The organism is Streptomyces gardneri (assembly GCF_006539185.1).
Taxonomy (GTDB): domain Bacteria; phylum Actinomycetota; class Actinomycetes; order Streptomycetales; family Streptomycetaceae; genus Streptomyces; species Streptomyces gardneri.
In genome coordinates, this window is the sequence record NZ_BJMN01000031.1 from 47,419 (window position 1) to 62,792 (window position 15,374).

Genomic DNA, 15,374 nt, shown 5'->3' on the forward strand with positions numbered 1-15,374 from the left:
GTCAGGACCAGTCCCAGTCGATCCCCAGGATCCCCGGGCGCACCCCCTGCTCCACGACGTGCACCGTGCGGTGCCGACCGCTCAGCGTCAGCTCCGCACGGCCGCCGCGCGGCGCGCCCGCCGAGGTCTGGGCGAACCTCCGGCACCGCACCGGAAGCGCCGCCTCGTCGAAGTGCACCTGGAGCACGTACTGCCCGCCGGCGAAGCTGAAGCCACGCACGTACTCCCCGCTCGGCCCCGCGGTGCCGTCCTCGAACCCGTACGAGAACAGGTGCGTGTCCCCGGCCCGCAGCCGCGCGTCGAAGAGCAGCTCCGCGACCACCACGCCCGTCTCCTCGTGCCACCGCACCCGCCCGGTGCGGCAGTTCTCCACGGCCCGCACCGCCACCCGCGACGGATCGCACCCCGGATCCCCGTGGTGGATGGCCAGATAGCGGTCGACCCCGTCCCGGTGCGCCCGCACGACGTGCTGCGACTCGCGCCCCACCAGCTCCCGCGCCGCCCCGATCCGCACCCGCTCGTGGTGCCCCACCGTGTGCAGCCCGCCGTCCGCGGGGGACTCCAGCTCCGCGAGCAGCTCCTCGACCGAGCCGGACACCTCCACCAGTGAGCGGTACGAGCGGCCCGCCGGGCGCTCCACCTCGACCCGGCCGGCCGCGTCGCCCGACAGGAGCCGCAGGAGCGAGTTCCCGGGCAGCTGGAGCACCTCCTCCAGGGCGCGTACGGCCTTGAGGGACTCCGGCCGCTGCGGGCGCCGGGCGCCCTGCTGCCAGTAGCTCAGGCTCGTCACGCCGACCCTGATGCCCCGGTGCGCCAGATGGTGCTGGACCCGCTGGAGCGGCAGCCCGCGCACGGCGAGCGCGGTGCGCAGCGCCAGATGGAAGGGGCCGGTGTGCAGGAGTTGCACGAGATCGGCCTCGGTGTGGCTCACGAGGGCTCCTCAGTGAACATTCACGGTGGGGGAGCGGACCGACGCGCCGCGTGGGGTGGGCGGGCAGGTGGACCGAGGGCGTCCGTTCACACCCGGGTCACACCGTTCACAGTCCGATGTCACCCCGCATTGAAGCGTGTTGACCGGATCCCGACAACGGCCGATGCTCCTGACCAGCGTCCGGACGCGCTCCTCCACTCCCCACATCCCCACCCCCCTCCACGGGAGGAACGCGATGCGCAGCAGGAAACTGTCCCTCGCGGCACTCGCCGCAGCCGCCCTCTTCCTCGCCCCCACCACCTCGGCGTCCGCCGCGCCCACCGGTGAGGACGTCTCCACCCTCGGCTCCAAGCGGCTGAACATCACCATGCAGGCCCAGCAGAAGACCAACTGGTGCTGGGCGGCGGGCGGCAACACCATCGCCACCTGGTTCGGCCGCAACTACAGCCAGAACCAGTTCTGCAACGCCGCCTTCAACCGCCAGCAGGGCTACGACTGCCCCAACAACCAGGCCACCCTCGGCAACGTCCAGACCGGCCTCAGCTGGGCGGGCGTCAACCCCGGCTCGTACGTGACCGGCTGGCTGCGCTACCCGACCGTGCAGACCGAGATCAACGCCGACAGACCGATCGAGACCCGCATCCAGTGGTCGAGCGGCGGTGGCCACATGCACGTGATCTACGGCTACGACGACGCCAACAGCTGGGTCTACTGGGGCGACCCCTGGCCCTCCAGCGACCGCTACAACTGGGCCTCGCACTCCTGGTACGTCAACAACAACTCCTTCTCCTGGACCCACTCGCTCTACCGGATCGGGGCGTGACGACGATGAACGGACGTGCCATCGGCGCCGGTCTCCTGACCACCGCCGCCCTCGTCGCCCTCGGGGCGCTCCCGGCCGCCGCCGCGGAGAACCTGCCGGCCGCGCCGACCCCGGAGCAGGCAGCCTCCGCGCCGCAGACCCTGGACACCCTGTCCCGGTTCTTCGCACGGGACGGGGCGCTCGCCCGTTCGGCGGCCGCCCCGCGCGTCGAGGGCGGATCCGTGCCGGTCCTGATCCTCTCCCCGGACTTCGTCGCCGGGAAGGCGGGGGCGCCCGTCGCCCGCGTCGAGTTCCGGGCCAGCCGGGCCGTCGCCTCGGACGGCCAGAAGGCCTCGCTGTGGACGGTGAAGCAGCCGGGCGGCTGGCAGGTCGTGAACATCGCCACCGGGGACGACGAGATCCGGTACGCCGAGCAGGGCGGGCGCGTGCTGCCCGGCGGCCTCGTCTTCCGGGAGCCGCAGATCGACGCCTGGTACGTCCAGAAGGGCGCGAAGGTGCTGCCCCTGGACGAGGACGCGGTCCGCGCCGTCGGGAAGAACGGGACGAGCCTGGCCGCCTACCGCGAGCGGGTCGCCGAGGCGTACGGGGACAAGCTCCCCGGCTCGGCGTACGCGAGGAAGGGCGCGGCGGGCGGCTACGCCCCGCAGGCGGCGGCACCGGCACCGGCGCCCGCACCCCGTGCGGCGGCGGCCGAGGCGGAGCCCGCGGTCACCGTTGCTTCCGCCGCGGCGGGCGCGGGCGCGTTGCTGGTCCTCGGACTGACCGGCACGGTGCTGATACGCCGACGGAGCGGGGCCGGCGAGGCCTGAGCCGCGCCGGCGGTGCGGGTGGGCGCCGGGAGCGGAGGCGCCCACCAAGGCGCCGCCCCGTGTGCCCACCCGTCCCGCCCCGGCGGGACGACCGCCCACACGGGCAAGAGGCCCGGAGGCGGCTCGCACCGGGACGGGGGGTCAGCGGGCCAGGTACCCCCCGTCGACCGGGAGGATCGCGCCCGTGACGAACGAGGCCTCGTCGGAGGCGAGGAACAGGATGGCGGACGCCACCTCCTCCGGGGTGCCGAAGCGGCCCATCGGGTGGGCCCCGAGTACCTCCCCCAGGTACTCGGGGCCGCCGGGCTCCACGCGGGCGGCGGCGACCCGCTCCGTCTCGATCGTGCCGGGCGCCACCGCGTTCACCCGGATCCCGCGGTCCGCCCACTCCACCGCCAGGTGCTTGGTCAGCCCGCTCGCGACGAACTTCGCCGGGCCGTAGACCGCCTGCCGTGCCTGCCCGGCGACCCCTGAGATCGACGAGGTGCACACGATCGCCCCGCCTCCCGAGGCGAGCATCGCCTCGATCGCGTACTTGCAGGTCAGGAACATGCCACGGCCGTCGACGGCCATGACCGTGTCCCAGTCCGCCGGCTCCGCCTCGGTGATGTCGAGCAGCGGGATGACGCCGGCGTTGGCCACGAGCACGTCGAGCCGTCCGAAGCGCTCGACCGCCGTGTCGATCATCCGCCGGGCGTCCTCCGCCACGGAGACGTCCCCGATCACGGGAACGGCGCCCTCCAGCGTCGCCAGCCGCTCCCCGTCGAGGTCCGCGGCCACCACCCTCGCCCCCTCGGCGAGGAACCGCTCGGCCGTCGCCCGGCCGATCCCGCTCGCCGCGCCCGTGATCACGCACACCCGGTCCGCCAGCCGCCGCGCGGCCCGTCCCGTCACCTGATTCGTCATGTCCCGCCAACGAGCGCGCGAGGCCGGAGTGTCGGTCCCCGCCAGTAGGGTGGGGACCATGGCAGACCCCTCCAGCTACCGCCCCAAGCCGGGGCAGATCCCCGACTCGCCGGGGGTCTACAAATTCCGCGACGAGCACCGCCGGGTGATCTACGTGGGGAAGGCGAAGTCCCTGCGTCAGCGGCTGGCGAACTACTTCCAGCCGCTCGTGAGCCTGCACCCGCGCACGGCCACCATGGTGACGACCGCCGCCTCCGTGGAGTGGACCGTCGTCTCGACCGAGGTCGAGGCGCTCCAGCTGGAGTACTCCTGGATCAAGGAGTACGACCCCCGGTTCAACGTGAAGTACCGGGACGACAAGAGCTACCCGTACCTGGCGGTCACGCTCAACGAGGAGTTCCCGCGCGTCCAGGTCCTGCGCGGCCACAAGAAGAAGGGCGTGCGCTACTTCGGGCCGTACGCGCACGCGTGGGCGATCCGCGAGACCGTCGACCTGATGCTGCGGGTCTTCCCCGTCCGGACGTGCTCGGCCGGCGTCTTCCGGAACGCGGCCTCGGCGGGCCGCCCCTGCCTCCTCGGCTACATCGGCAAGTGCTCGGCACCCTGCGTCGGCCGGGTCACACCCGAAGAGCACCGCGAACTGGCCGAGGAGTTCTGCGACTTCATGGCGGGCCGCACCGGCACGTACATCCGCCGCCTCGAGAAGCAGATGATGATCGCCGCCGAGGACATGGAGTACGAGAAGGCCGCCCGGCTCCGCGACGACATAGAGGCCCTGCGCAAGGCCATGGAGAAGAGCGCGGTCGTCCTCGCCGACGCCACCGACGCCGACCTGATCGCCCTCGCCGAGGACGAGCTGGAAGCCGCCGTCCAGATCTTCCACGTGCGGGGCGGGCGCGTACGCGGCCAGCGCGGCTGGGTCACGGACAAGGTCGAGGCCGTCGACACGGCCGGGCTCGTCGAGCACGCGATCCAGCAGCTGTACGGGGAGGAGAGCGGCGACACGGTCCCCAAGGAGGTCCTGGTCCCGGCCCTGCCGGAGGACACCGAGGCCGTCACCGCCTGGCTGGCCGGCCGCCGCGGCTCCAACGTCTCGCTGCGCATCCCGCAGCGCGGCGACAAGAAGGACCTGATGGAGACGGTCGCGCGCAACGCGCAGCAGGCACTCGTCCTGCACAAGACCAAGCGCGCCAGCGACCTGACCACCCGCTCCCGGGCCCTGGAGGAGATCGCCGAGGCCCTGGACCTGGACTCGGCGCCGCTGCGCATCGAGTGCTTCGACATCTCGCACCTCCAGGGCGAGGACGTCGTGGCCTCGATGGTCGTCTTCGAGGACGGGCTGCCCCGCAAGAGCGAGTACCGCCGCTTCCAGATCAAGGGCTTCGAGGGACAGGACGACGTCCGCTCGATGCACGAGGTGATCGGCCGCCGCTTCAAGCGCTACCTCGCCGAGAAGGAGAAGACCGGCGAGTGGGGTCTCCCCGCCGAAGGTAGGGGACGGGTCGACGGGGACGGTGAGGTTCCGGCGGAGGACGGCCAGGACGACGGTCGGCCCAAGCGTTTCGCGTACCCGCCCCAGCTCGTGGTGGTCGACGGCGGGCAGCCGCAGGTCGCCGCCGCCCGGCGCGCCCTCGACGAGCTCGGCATCGACGACATCGCGGTCTGCGGGCTCGCCAAGCGCCTGGAGGAGGTCTGGCTCCCCGGCGACGACGACCCGGTCGTGCTGCCCCGCTCCAGCGAGGGCCTCTACCTGCTCCAGCGGGTACGTGACACGGCTCACGACTTCGCCATCCGCTACCAGCGCTCCAAGCGGACGAAACGCATCCGGACCAGCCCCCTCGACGCCGTCCCGGGTCTCGGTGAGACGCGGAAACAGGCGTTGATCAAGCATTTCGGCTCGGTGAAGCGGCTCCGACAGGCGACAATCGAGCAGATCCGCGAGGTCCCCGGCATGGGCCTGAAGACCGCGGAGGCGGTCGTCGTGGCCCTCGCTCAGGCGGCCCCGGCCGCACCCGCCGTGAACACGGCGACAGGAGAGATCATGGAAGACGACGGGGGCGGCACGGCATGACCGCGCAGGAACAGCACGAGCAGCACGACGAGCAGGACCGAGAAGACGGAGCAGGACACGTGAGTACGGGCACGAAGGAGACCCCCGGCGACAACGGCGCCGAGGCGGCCATTCCCGAGCTGGTGATCATCTCCGGCATGTCCGGAGCCGGCCGCTCCACCGCGGCGAAGTGTCTCGAGGACCTCGGCTGGTTCGTCGTGGACAATCTGCCGCCCGCGCTGATCCCCACCATGGTGGAGCTCGGCGCCCGCTCCCAGGGCAACGTCGCCCGGATCGCCGTCGTCGTGGACGTCCGCGGCCGGCAGTTCTTCGACAACCTCCGGGACTCCCTCGCCGACCTCGACTCCAAGCAGGTCACCCGCCGGATCGTCTTCCTGGAGTCGTCCGACGACGCCCTGGTCCGGCGCTTCGAGTCGGTCCGCAGGCCGCACCCCCTCCAGGGTGACGGCCGCATCACCGACGGCATCGCCGCCGAGCGCGACCTGCTGCGCGAGCTGCGCGGCGACGCCGACCTGGTCATCGACACCTCCAGCCTCAACGTCCACGAGCTGCGCGCCAAGATGGATGCCCAGTTCGCCGGGGACGAGGAGCCCGAGCTCCGCGCCACCGTCATGTCCTTCGGCTTCAAGTACGGCCTGCCGGTCGACGCCGACCTCGTCGTCGACATGCGCTTCCTGCCGAACCCGCACTGGGTCCCCGAGCTGCGCCCCTTCACCGGCCTCAACGAGGAGGTGTCGAACTACGTCTACAACCAGCCCGGCGCCAAGGAGTTCCTGGACCGCTACACGGAGCTCCTCCAGCTGATCGCCGCGGGCTACCGCCGCGAGGGCAAGCGGTACGTGACCATCGCCGTGGGCTGCACGGGCGGCAAGCACCGCTCGGTCGCCACCGCCGAGCGGCTCGCCGCCCGCATCGCCGCCGAAGGGGTCGAGACCGTCGTCGTGCACCGGGACATGGGGCGCGAGTGAAGCCGTACCGTCGCCGCGTCTCCACGCTGACGGTGCGGCGCACGCTCCGCAGGCGCGGCGCCCAGCCGAAGGTCGTCGCGCTGGGCGGCGGCATGGGCCTCTCGGCCTCGCTGGCCGCCCTCCGCCGGATCACCGGCGACCTCACCGCCGTCGTCACCGTCGCCGACGACGGGGGCTCCAGCGGCCGGCTCCGGGAGGAGCTCGGCGTGCTGCCCCCCGGCGACCTGCGCAAGGCGCTCGCCGCGCTCTGCGGGGACGACGACTGGGGCCAGACCTGGGCCCGGGTCATCCAGCACCGCTTCCAGTCCAAGGGCGAGATCAACGGCCACGCCGTCGGCAACCTGCTGATCGTCGCCCTCTGGGAGCAGCTCGGCGACCCCGTCCAGGCCCTGGACCTGGTGGGCAGGCTGCTCGGCGCCCAGGGCCGGGTGCTGCCCATGTCCGCCGTACCCCTGGAGCTCCAGGCCCTGGTCAAGGGGCACGACCCGGAGCGGCCGGACGACGTGGACACCGTGCGCGGCCAGGCGACCGTGGCGCTCACCCCGGGAGACGTGCAGTCCGTGCACCTCGTGCCGCACGACCCGCCGGCCGTGCCCGAGGCGGTCGCGGCCGTGCTCGACGCGGACTGGGTGGTCGTGGGTCCGGGCTCCTGGTTCTCCTCCGTGATCCCGCACCTCCTCGTCCCCGAACTCCTCGACGCCCTCGCGCAGACGAAGGCCCGGAAGGTGCTCTCGCTGAACCTCGCTCCGCAACCCGGAGAAACAGAGGGCTTCTCTCCGCAGCGTCATTTGGAGGTTTTGGGACGACACGCCCCTAAACTCGCCCTGGACGTGGTGCTCGCCGACGAGGCTGCCGTGCCCGATCGCGAGTCCCTCGCCGATGCCGCCAAGCGGCTCGGTGCCGCGGTCGAGCTGGCGCCGGTGGCCGGGCCCGACGGCTCCGCGAAGCATGACCCGGAGCTGTTGGCCGCCGCGTACGACCGTATTTTTCGGATGCATGGAAGGATCGGCCCATGGCGATGACGGCAGCGGTGAAGGACGAGATCTCCCGGCTTCCCGTCACCCGGACCTGCTGCAGGAAGGCAGAGGTCTCGTCGATCCTGCGGTTCGCGGGCGGGCTGCACCTGGTGAGCGGCCGCATCGTGATCGAGGCGGAGCTGGACACGGCGATGGCGGCGCGCCGCCTGAAGCGGGACATCCTGGAGATCTTCGGACACAGTTCCGAACTGATCGTGATGGCCCCCGGCGGGCTGCGGCGCGGCTCGCGCTTCGTGGTGCGCGTGGTGGGCGGCGGCGACCAGCTGGCCCGCCAGACGGGCCTCGTGGACGGCAGGGGCCGCCCCATCCGGGGTCTCCCCCCGCAGGTGGTCTCCGGCGCGACCTGTGACGCGGAGGCGGCCTGGCGCGGCGCCTTCCTGGCCCACGGCTCGCTGACCGAGCCCGGCCGGTCCTCCTCCCTGGAGGTCACCTGCCCGGGACCGGAGGCGGCGCTGGCCCTGGTCGGCGCGGCCCGCCGGCTCTCCATCGCGGCGAAGGCCCGCGAGGTGCGGGGCGTGGACCGGGTCGTCGTCCGCGACGGCGACGCGATCGGCGCCCTGCTCACCCGGCTCGGCGCGCACGAGTCGGTGCTGGCCTGGGAGGAGCGGCGGATGCGGCGCGAGGTCCGCGCCACCGCCAACCGCCTGGCCAACTTCGACGACGCCAACCTGCGCCGCTCGGCGCGCGCCGCGGTCGCCGCGGGGGCCCGGGTGCAGCGCGCCCTGGAGATCCTCGCCGAGGAGGTGCCCGAGCACCTCGCCGCCGCGGGCCGGCTCCGCATGGAGCACAAGCAGGCCTCCCTGGAGGAGCTGGGTGCGCTCGCCGACCCGCCGCTCACGAAGGACGCGGTGGCCGGACGGATCCGCCGACTGCTCGCGATGGCCGACAAGCGGGCGCAGGACCTGGGCATTCCCGGGACCGAGTCCAACCTGACCGAGGAGCTAGACGACAGCCTGGTCGGCTGACCGGCCGTCCCATCGTCCGGAACCCCGAACTCCGAGCTGCCGGTGCCTTTCTGAGGCACCGGCAGCTTTCTCGTACACCCGCGAGGCACCCTTGACAGGCCCATGAGTGCCCATGAGCCTGGCGTCTGTTCACCTTCGTGGCAGGCAATAGCAAGGGGGGCTCATGAGACGCAGAGCGAGATCGATCCTCGCCGCGGCTTCACTGCTGATCGCGGGAGTGGCGGCGGCACCCGTCGCCGGAGCACAGCCGAACGACCGGGACGGCGGCGACGCCCTCTCCGTATGGCGCGCCGAGGTCACCAAGGAGCAGGTTCCGCTGCTCCTCGAAGCCGGGGCCGACGCGCACGAGATGACCGAGCAGGTGCCCGACAAGGGCTCCGCGACGGTCGAACTCTTCCTCACCGACCGGCAGGCGGGGCAGCTGCGCGGTCAGGGCGTCGAGCTCGCCGAGCACGACCTGAGCGCCCAGGCCGAGAAGCGGGTCGCCGCCGCGGGAGACGGCGTCTTCCGCCCGTACAGCGGCCCGAACGGCCTCAAGCAGGAGATCCTGGACACCGCCCGGGCCAACCCCGGCATCACCAAGGTCGTCTCCATCGGCAAGACCCTCAAGGGCCAGGACATCCTCGCCCTCAAGGTCAGCAAGGGCGCCCAGCGCGCCAAGGACGGCTCCAAGCCCGCCACGCTGTACGTGTCCAACCAGCACGCACGCGAGTGGATCACCCCCGAGATGACCCGGCGGCTGCTCCACCACTACGTCGACAGCTACGGCAAGGACGAGCGGATCACCCGGATCGTCGACACCACCGAGCTGTGGTTCGTGCTCTCCGCCAACCCGGACGGCTACGACTTCACCCACGCCGACCCCGAGAACCGGCAGTGGCGCAAGAACCTCCGGGACAACGACGGCGACGGACGGATCGTGCCGGGCGACGGCGTCGACCTCAACCGCAACTTCGCCTACAAGTGGGGCTACGACAACGAGGGTTCGTCCCCCGACCCGGCCGACGAGACCTTCCGCGGCACCGGCCCGATGTCGGAGCCCGAGACCAAGGCCCTGGACGCCTTCCAGAAGCGGATCGGCTTCTCGTACGGCATCAACTACCACTCGGCCGCCCAGCTCCTGCTCTACGGCGTCGGCTGGCAGGTCGCCACCGACACCCCCGACGACATCGCCCTCAAGGCGCTCGCCGGCACCCCGCAGAAGTCGGCCGTGCCCGGCTACCGGCCGCAGGTCTCCTCGGAGCTGTACATCACCAACGGCGAGGCCGACGGACACGCGGCCAACGTCAACGGCATGCAGATGTTCACCCCGGAGATGTCGACCTGCGCCACCGCCTCCCGGGTCGACCCGAACGACGCCTGGAACCCGGCCGACTGCGCCTCCGTCTTCACCTTCCCGGACGACGAGAAGCTGATCCAGGCCGAGTTCGCCAAGAACATCCCCTTCGCGCTGGCCGTCGCCGAGAGCGCCGCCCGCCCGGACCGGCCCGTCTCCCCGGTCGGCACGGAGGCTCCCGACTTCACCCCGGCCGCCTTCGCCACCTCCTACGCCCGCGGCGGCGAGCAGGAGGTCGCGGTCACCGCGCGCAAGTCCCTGCGCGACAAGACCCTCACCTACCGGATCAACGGCGGCCGCACCCACCGCGAGGAGCTCGACGCCTGGAAGGGCGGCGAGACCTACGGCGGGGAGGACAACCTCTACTTCGACGAGTACCGAGCGGAGGTCGAGGGCGCCAGGCCCGGCGACTCCGTCGAGGTCCGCTTCACCGCCCGCACCCGAGAGGGCCGGGCCACCGCCTCCGCCCCCTTCACCTACAAGGTGGCCGAGCGGCCCCGCGGCGACGTGCTCGTCCTCGCCGACGAGGGCGGCACCACCGCCGCGAAGCACACCGCCGCCTACGTGAAGGCGCTCGCCGACAACGGCCGCAGGGCCGCCGTCTGGGACGTCGCCACCCAGGGCACCCCGGACGCCCTCGGCGTGCTCTCCCACTTCCGCACCGTCGTCTGGTACACCGGCGCCGAGCGGCCCTCCGGGCCCACCCAGCTCGCCGTCCGCGCCTACCTCAACGAGGGCGGCAAGCTGATCAACGCCGGTGAGAAGTCCGGCGGGCTCACCGTGGTCGGCCGGGCCGAGACCAACGACTTCGCCCAGTACTACCTCGGCGCCTACCACCGGGCCGGCCTCAAGAACCCGCCCGCCTTCGCCGGCACCGGTCGCTTCGCGGGCGTCGGCGCGGGCCTCGGCGCCGCCGCCGACAACCCGCTGGACAACGCCGGTGCGTACACCGTCACCTCGGACACCCTGAAGCCGGACGAGTTCCCGCAGTTCGCCGACAGCGCCTCCGCCGGTGACTACCCGGGCGTCCGCACCCCCTTCGAGCCCGCCGAGGGCGCGACCTTCGCGGCCGTCAAGCACGCCGACGGCACCTGGGCCCGGCTCAGCAGGACCGTCGACCTCACCGGCGTCGCCGCCGCGGCCACGCCGCGCCTCGACTTCCAGGTCAGCTACGACACCGAGCCCGGCTACGACAACCTGATCGTCGAGGCCCACACCGTCGGCCAGGACGACTGGACGACGCTGCCCGACGTCAACGGCGGCACCTCCGCCACACCCCCGGCGGACTGCGGCGAGGGCTACTACGTCCGCGACCACCCGTTCCTCGCCCGCTACCTCACCGTCGGCGAGGACGGCTGCGCGGCCACCGGCACCAGCGGTTCCTGGAACGCCTTCACCGGCCCCTCCAACGGCTGGCGGCAGGCCTCCGTCGACCTGAGCGCCTGGGCCGGCAAGCGGGTCGAGCTCTCGATCTCGTACGTCTCCGACCCCGGTACGGGCGAGACCGGCGCCTTCGTCGACGACACCCGCCTCGTCACCGGCACCACCACGGAGCCGGAGGGCTTCGAGACCGGCCTCGGCGCCTGGACGGTACCGGGCGCACCGGAGGGCAGCCCCGGCAACGGCACGGACTGGACGCGCTCCCCGGCGCTCTTCCACTCCCAGGCCGCGGTCACGACACGCGACACCGTGCTCCTCGGCTACGGGCTGGAGCACGTGCCCGGCGCGACCGAGCGGGGACGGATCGTCGGCCGCGCCCTCGGGGTGCTCCGGCGCTGACGGAGAGTAGTGGGGACAAAGGTCCCATGGCGGCCCGTACCCGTTGGTAGGTACGGGCCGCCGGCCATTTTCCCTCACTTTCCGGGCACGCGCGGATGCGCGCGATGTCACTCCGAGCCCCCTGGAGGGGTAGGGTCGTAAGCGGTCGGGGACATCCCTAAAAAACAAAAATCTCGCCGGCGTCGAGTACACCGGCGTAGCTAACGAGGAGATCGGTTCGTGACGATCCGCGTAGGCATCAACGGCTTTGGCCGCATCGGCCGGAACTACTTCCGCGCGCTCCTTGATCAGGGTGCTGACATCGAGATCGTGGCTGTCAACGACCTGGGTGACACCGAGACCACGGCACACCTGCTGAAGTACGACACCATCCTGGGACGCCTCAAGGCCGAGGTCACCCACACCGCCGACACCATCACGGTCGACGGCCACACCATCAAGGTGCTCTCCGAGCGCAACCCGGCCGACATCCCCTGGGGTCAGCTGGGCGTCGACATCGTCATCGAGTCGACCGGCATCTTCACCAAGAAGGCCGACGCCGAGAAGCACATCGCGGGCGGCGCCAAGAAGGTCCTCATCTCGGCTCCGGCCTCCGACGAGGACATCACCATCGTCATGGGTGTCAACCAGGACAAGTACGACGCGGCCAACCACCACGTCATCTCCAACGCGTCCTGCACGACCAACTGTGTCGCGCCGATGGCCAAGGTTCTCGACGAGAACTTCGGCATCGTCAAGGGCCTGATGACCACGGTCCACGCGTACACCAACGACCAGCGCATCCTGGACTTCCCGCACAAGGACCTGCGCCGCGCCCGCGCCGCCGCGGAGAACATCATCCCGACCACGACGGGCGCCGCCAAGGCCACCGCCCTGGTCCTCCCGCAGCTCAAGGGCAAGCTCGACGGCATCGCGATGCGCGTCCCGGTCCCGACCGGCTCCGCCACGGACCTGGTCGTCACCCTGGACCGCGAGGTCACCAAGGACGAGGTCAACGCCGCGTTCAAGAAGGCCGCCGACGACGGCGACCTCAAGGGCATCCTCTACTACACCGAGGACCCGATCGTCTCCTCGGACATCGTCAGCGACCCGGCGTCCTGCACCTTCGACGCCTCCCTGACCATGGTCCAGGAAGGCAACACGGTCAAGATCCTCGGCTGGTACGACAACGAGTGGGGCTACTCCAACCGTCTCGTCGACCTCACCGTCTTCGTCGGCGGCCAGCTCTAAGCTCTAGGGTTCAGGGCAGGCTTTCGATGTGAGCAGGGCTCGGGCAGCGCAATGCCGCGCTGTGCGAGCCCTGTTTGTGTGCTCCACCGCGTACCAAGGAGTCTGTGACAGATGAAGACGATCGACGAGCTTCTCGCCGAAGGCGTCTCCGGCAAGCGGGTGTTCGTCCGCGCCGACCTCAACGTGCCCCTCGAGGGCACGACCATCACCGACGACGGCCGCATCCGCGCCGTCGTCCCCACGGTGAAGGCGCTCGCCGGCGCCGGCGCCCGTGTCGTGGTCGCCTCGCACCTGGGCCGCCCCAAGGGCGCCCCGGACCCGGCGTTCTCCCTCGCCCCGGCCGCCGCGCGCCTCGGTGAGCTGCTCGGCGCCGAGGTGGCCTTCGCGACCGACACGGTCGGCGAGTCCGCCACGGCCACCGTCGCCGGCCTCGCCGACGGCCAGGTCGCCGTGATCGAGAACCTCCGGTTCAACGCCGGCGAGACCTCGAAGGACGACGCCGAGCGCGGCGCCTTCGCGGACCAGCTGGCCGCCCTCGCCGACCTCTACGTCGGCGACGGCTTCGGTGCCGTGCACCGCAAGCACGCCTCGGTCTTCGACCTCCCGGCGCGCCTCCCGCACGCCGCGGGCTACCTCATCGCCACCGAGGTCGGCGTCCTGAAGAAGCTCACGGACGAGGTCCAGCGGCCGTACGTGGTCGTGCTCGGCGGCGCCAAGGTCTCCGACAAGCTCGGGGTCATCGACCACCTCCTGGAGAAGGCCGACCGCATCCTCATCGGCGGCGGCATGGCGTACACCTTCCTCAAGGCCCAGGGCCACGAGGTCGGCATCTCGCTGCTCCAGAAGGACCAGATCCCGGCCGTCCTGGACTACCTGAAGCGTGCCGAGGAGCGCGGCGTGGAGTTCGTTCTCCCCGTCGACGTCCTGGTCTCGCCCGAGTTCCCGGACCTCAAGACCAAGGCTCCGGCCAACCCGACCACGGTCGCCGCGAACGCCATCCCGGCGGACGAGGAGGGCCTGGACATCGGTCCGGAGACCCGTAAGCTCTACGCCTCGAAGCTCGCCGACGCCGGCACCGTTTTCTGGAACGGTCCGATGGGCGTCTTCGAGCACCCCGACTACGCCGAGGGCACCAAGGCCGTCGCCCAGGCGCTCGTCGACTCCCCGGCCTTCACGGTCGTCGGTGGTGGCGACTCCGCCGCCGCCGTGCGCACGCTGGGCTTCGACGAGAAGGCATTCGGCCACATTTCGACCGGCGGCGGCGCCTCCCTCGAGTACCTCGAGGGCAAGACGCTGCCCGGCCTCGCCGCACTGGAGGACTGACCCCCAAATGAGCACCCGCACCCCGCTGATGGCGGGCAACTGGAAGATGAACCTCAACCACCTCGAGGCCATCGCCCACGTCCAGAAGCTCGCCTTCGCCCTGACCGACAAGGACTACGACGCCTGTGAGGTCGCGGTCCTGGTCCCCTTCACCGACCTGCGGTCCGTCCAGACCCTGATCGACGGTGACAAGCTCAAGATCAAGTACGGCGCCCAGGACCTCTCGGCGCACGATTCCGGTGCCTACACCGGTGAGATCTCGGGCTCGATGCTGGCCAAGTTCAAGTGCGCCTACGTGGCCGTCGGCCACTCCGAGCGCCGCCAGTACCACGCCGAGAACGACGAGGTCTGCAACGCCAAGGTGAAGGCCGCCTTCAAGCACGGCGTGACCCCGATCCTCTGCGTCGGTGAGGGCCTCGACGTCCGCAAGGCCGGCCAGCAGGTCGAGTACACGCTCGCCCAGCTCGACGGCGGCCTGAAGGACGTCCCGGCCGAGCAGGCCGAGACCATCGTGATCGCGTACGAGCCGGTGTGGGCCATCGGCACCGGCGAGGTCGCCACTCCCGAGGACGCGCAGGAGGTCTGCGGGGCGATCCGCGGCCGTCTCGCGGAGCTGTACTCGCAGGAGCTGGCCGACAAGGTCCGCATCCAGTACGGCGGCTCGGTCAAGGCCGGCAACGTGGCCGCGATCATGGCGCAGCCGGATGTCGACGGCGCCCTGGTGGGCGGCGCGGCGCTGGACGCCGACGAGTTCGTCAAGATCGCACGCTTCCGCGACCAGTGACCTCACCGGTGAGTATGCGGTAGCGGAGTTACGTCGTACCCTTGCGGGGGTCGGGCAGGCGCCCGGCCCCCGTCCGTATAAGTCCGAGGAAGTTGGTCCAGCCGTGGTTATGGGGTTCTCGATCGCCCTGATCGTCTTCAGCGCGCTGCTGATGCTGCTCGTGCTGATGCACAAGGGGAAGGGCGGCGGCCTCTCCGACATGTTCGGTGGCGGCATGCAGTCGTCCGTCGGTGGCTCCTCGGTCGCCGAGCGCAACCTGGACCGGATCACGGTTGTGGTCGGTCTGCTCTGGTTCGCCTGCATTGTGGTACTTGGTCTGTTGATGAAGTTGGACGGGTAACTCCGAACACTGGACGCGCGTTGGGCCTTACGTAGACTGGGGCATCTTCGAGCACCATCACGCAGGGAGTTA

The 15,374-nt window shown here is 71.3% G+C and carries 13 protein-coding genes; 11 read left to right on the plus strand and 2 right to left on the minus strand.

Going from position 1 to position 15,374, the window contains the following annotated elements; translation table 11 throughout:
• Nucleotide 1: 1 nt before the first annotated feature.
• Nucleotides 2–931, minus strand: coding sequence for a hypothetical protein (locus SGA01_RS23605; protein ID WP_141298412.1), 930 nt, complete (start codon nt 929–931; stop codon nt 2–4).
• A gap of 235 nt (nt 932–1,166) precedes the next feature.
• Between SGA01_RS23605 and SGA01_RS23610 the strand changes: the two genes are divergently transcribed.
• Nucleotides 1,167–1,754, plus strand: coding sequence for a papain-like cysteine protease family protein (locus SGA01_RS23610; protein ID WP_141298413.1), 588 nt, complete (start codon nt 1,167–1,169; stop codon nt 1,752–1,754).
• A 5-nt stretch (nt 1,755–1,759) separates the two neighbouring features.
• Nucleotides 1,760–2,563 carry a hypothetical protein gene (locus SGA01_RS23615; protein ID WP_141298466.1) on the plus strand — a complete coding sequence of 268 codons (804 nt, stop codon included), beginning with the start codon at nt 1,760–1,762 and terminating at the stop codon, nt 2,561–2,563.
• Nucleotides 2,564–2,704: 141 nt separating this feature from the next.
• Here the strand turns inward: SGA01_RS23615 and SGA01_RS23620 are convergent, their stop codons facing one another.
• Nucleotides 2,705–3,469: an SDR family NAD(P)-dependent oxidoreductase gene (locus SGA01_RS23620; protein ID WP_141298414.1), complete on the minus strand. Its 765-nt coding sequence runs from the start codon at nt 3,467–3,469 to the stop codon at nt 2,705–2,707.
• A 58-nt stretch (nt 3,470–3,527) separates the two neighbouring features.
• Between SGA01_RS23620 and uvrC the strand changes: the two genes are divergently transcribed.
• The 9 genes from uvrC (at nt 3,528) to secG (ending at nt 15,302) form a co-directional block, all read left to right on the plus strand.
• Nucleotides 3,528–5,540: an excinuclease ABC subunit UvrC gene (uvrC, locus tag SGA01_RS23625; RefSeq protein WP_141298415.1), complete on the plus strand. Its 2,013-nt coding sequence runs from the start codon at nt 3,528–3,530 to the stop codon at nt 5,538–5,540.
• Nucleotides 5,537–6,508 (plus strand): RNase adapter RapZ, encoded by a 972-nt coding sequence (gene rapZ, locus SGA01_RS23630; protein WP_055644171.1) that lies wholly within the window; start codon nt 5,537–5,539, stop codon nt 6,506–6,508. The genes uvrC and rapZ overlap by 4 nt, the downstream gene beginning before the upstream one ends.
• Complete coding sequence (locus SGA01_RS23635) at nt 6,505–7,530, plus strand: gluconeogenesis factor YvcK family protein (protein WP_141298416.1); 1,026 nt, start codon at nt 6,505–6,507, stop codon at nt 7,528–7,530. The genes rapZ and SGA01_RS23635 overlap by 4 nt, the downstream gene beginning before the upstream one ends.
• Nucleotides 7,521–8,510, plus strand: coding sequence for a DNA-binding protein WhiA (gene whiA / locus SGA01_RS23640; protein ID WP_024758019.1), 990 nt, complete (start codon nt 7,521–7,523; stop codon nt 8,508–8,510). The genes SGA01_RS23635 and whiA overlap by 10 nt, the downstream gene beginning before the upstream one ends.
• A gap of 163 nt (nt 8,511–8,673) precedes the next feature.
• Entirely contained in the window at nt 8,674–11,625 is a 2,952-nt protein-coding gene (locus SGA01_RS23645; protein WP_141298417.1) for a M14 family metallopeptidase, read from the plus strand.
• A gap of 219 nt (nt 11,626–11,844) precedes the next feature.
• Nucleotides 11,845–12,855 carry a type I glyceraldehyde-3-phosphate dehydrogenase gene (gap, locus tag SGA01_RS23650; protein ID WP_141298418.1) on the plus strand — a complete coding sequence of 337 codons (1,011 nt, stop codon included), beginning with the start codon at nt 11,845–11,847 and terminating at the stop codon, nt 12,853–12,855.
• A gap of 111 nt (nt 12,856–12,966) precedes the next feature.
• Nucleotides 12,967–14,178, plus strand: a complete 1,212-nt coding sequence (locus SGA01_RS23655) for a phosphoglycerate kinase (RefSeq protein ID WP_141298419.1) — start codon at nt 12,967–12,969, stop codon at nt 14,176–14,178.
• Between the two features lie 7 nt (nt 14,179–14,185).
• A complete protein-coding gene (gene tpiA, locus SGA01_RS23660) occupies nt 14,186–14,962 on the plus strand; it encodes a triose-phosphate isomerase (protein ID WP_141298420.1) in 777 nt (258 codons plus the stop codon).
• A gap of 109 nt (nt 14,963–15,071) precedes the next feature.
• Nucleotides 15,072–15,302 (plus strand): preprotein translocase subunit SecG, encoded by a 231-nt coding sequence (gene secG, locus SGA01_RS23665; protein WP_030205174.1) that lies wholly within the window; start codon nt 15,072–15,074, stop codon nt 15,300–15,302.
• The last annotated feature ends 72 nt before the right edge of the window (nt 15,303–15,374 follow it).

Excerpts from the sequence above, each read along its gene's own strand:
- SGA01_RS23610 (WP_141298413.1), top strand. The coding sequence starts at position 1,167 with ATGCGCAGCAGGAAACTGTCCCTCGCGGCACTCGCCGCAGCCGCCCTC.
- SGA01_RS23615 (WP_141298466.1), top strand. The coding sequence starts at position 1,760 with ATGAACGGACGTGCCATCGGCGCCGGTCTCCTGACCACCGCCGCCCTC.
- SGA01_RS23620 (WP_141298414.1), bottom strand. The coding sequence starts at position 3,469 with ATGACGAATCAGGTGACGGGACGGGCCGCGCGGCGGCTGGCGGACCGG.
- uvrC (WP_141298415.1), top strand. The coding sequence starts at position 3,528 with ATGGCAGACCCCTCCAGCTACCGCCCCAAGCCGGGGCAGATCCCCGAC.
- rapZ (WP_055644171.1), top strand. The coding sequence starts at position 5,537 with ATGACCGCGCAGGAACAGCACGAGCAGCACGACGAGCAGGACCGAGAA.
- whiA (WP_024758019.1), top strand. The coding sequence starts at position 7,521 with ATGGCGATGACGGCAGCGGTGAAGGACGAGATCTCCCGGCTTCCCGTC.
- SGA01_RS23645 (WP_141298417.1), top strand. The coding sequence starts at position 8,674 with ATGAGACGCAGAGCGAGATCGATCCTCGCCGCGGCTTCACTGCTGATC.
- SGA01_RS23655 (WP_141298419.1), top strand. The coding sequence starts at position 12,967 with ATGAAGACGATCGACGAGCTTCTCGCCGAAGGCGTCTCCGGCAAGCGG.
- tpiA (WP_141298420.1), top strand. The coding sequence starts at position 14,186 with ATGAGCACCCGCACCCCGCTGATGGCGGGCAACTGGAAGATGAACCTC.
- secG (WP_030205174.1), top strand. The coding sequence starts at position 15,072 with ATGGGGTTCTCGATCGCCCTGATCGTCTTCAGCGCGCTGCTGATGCTG.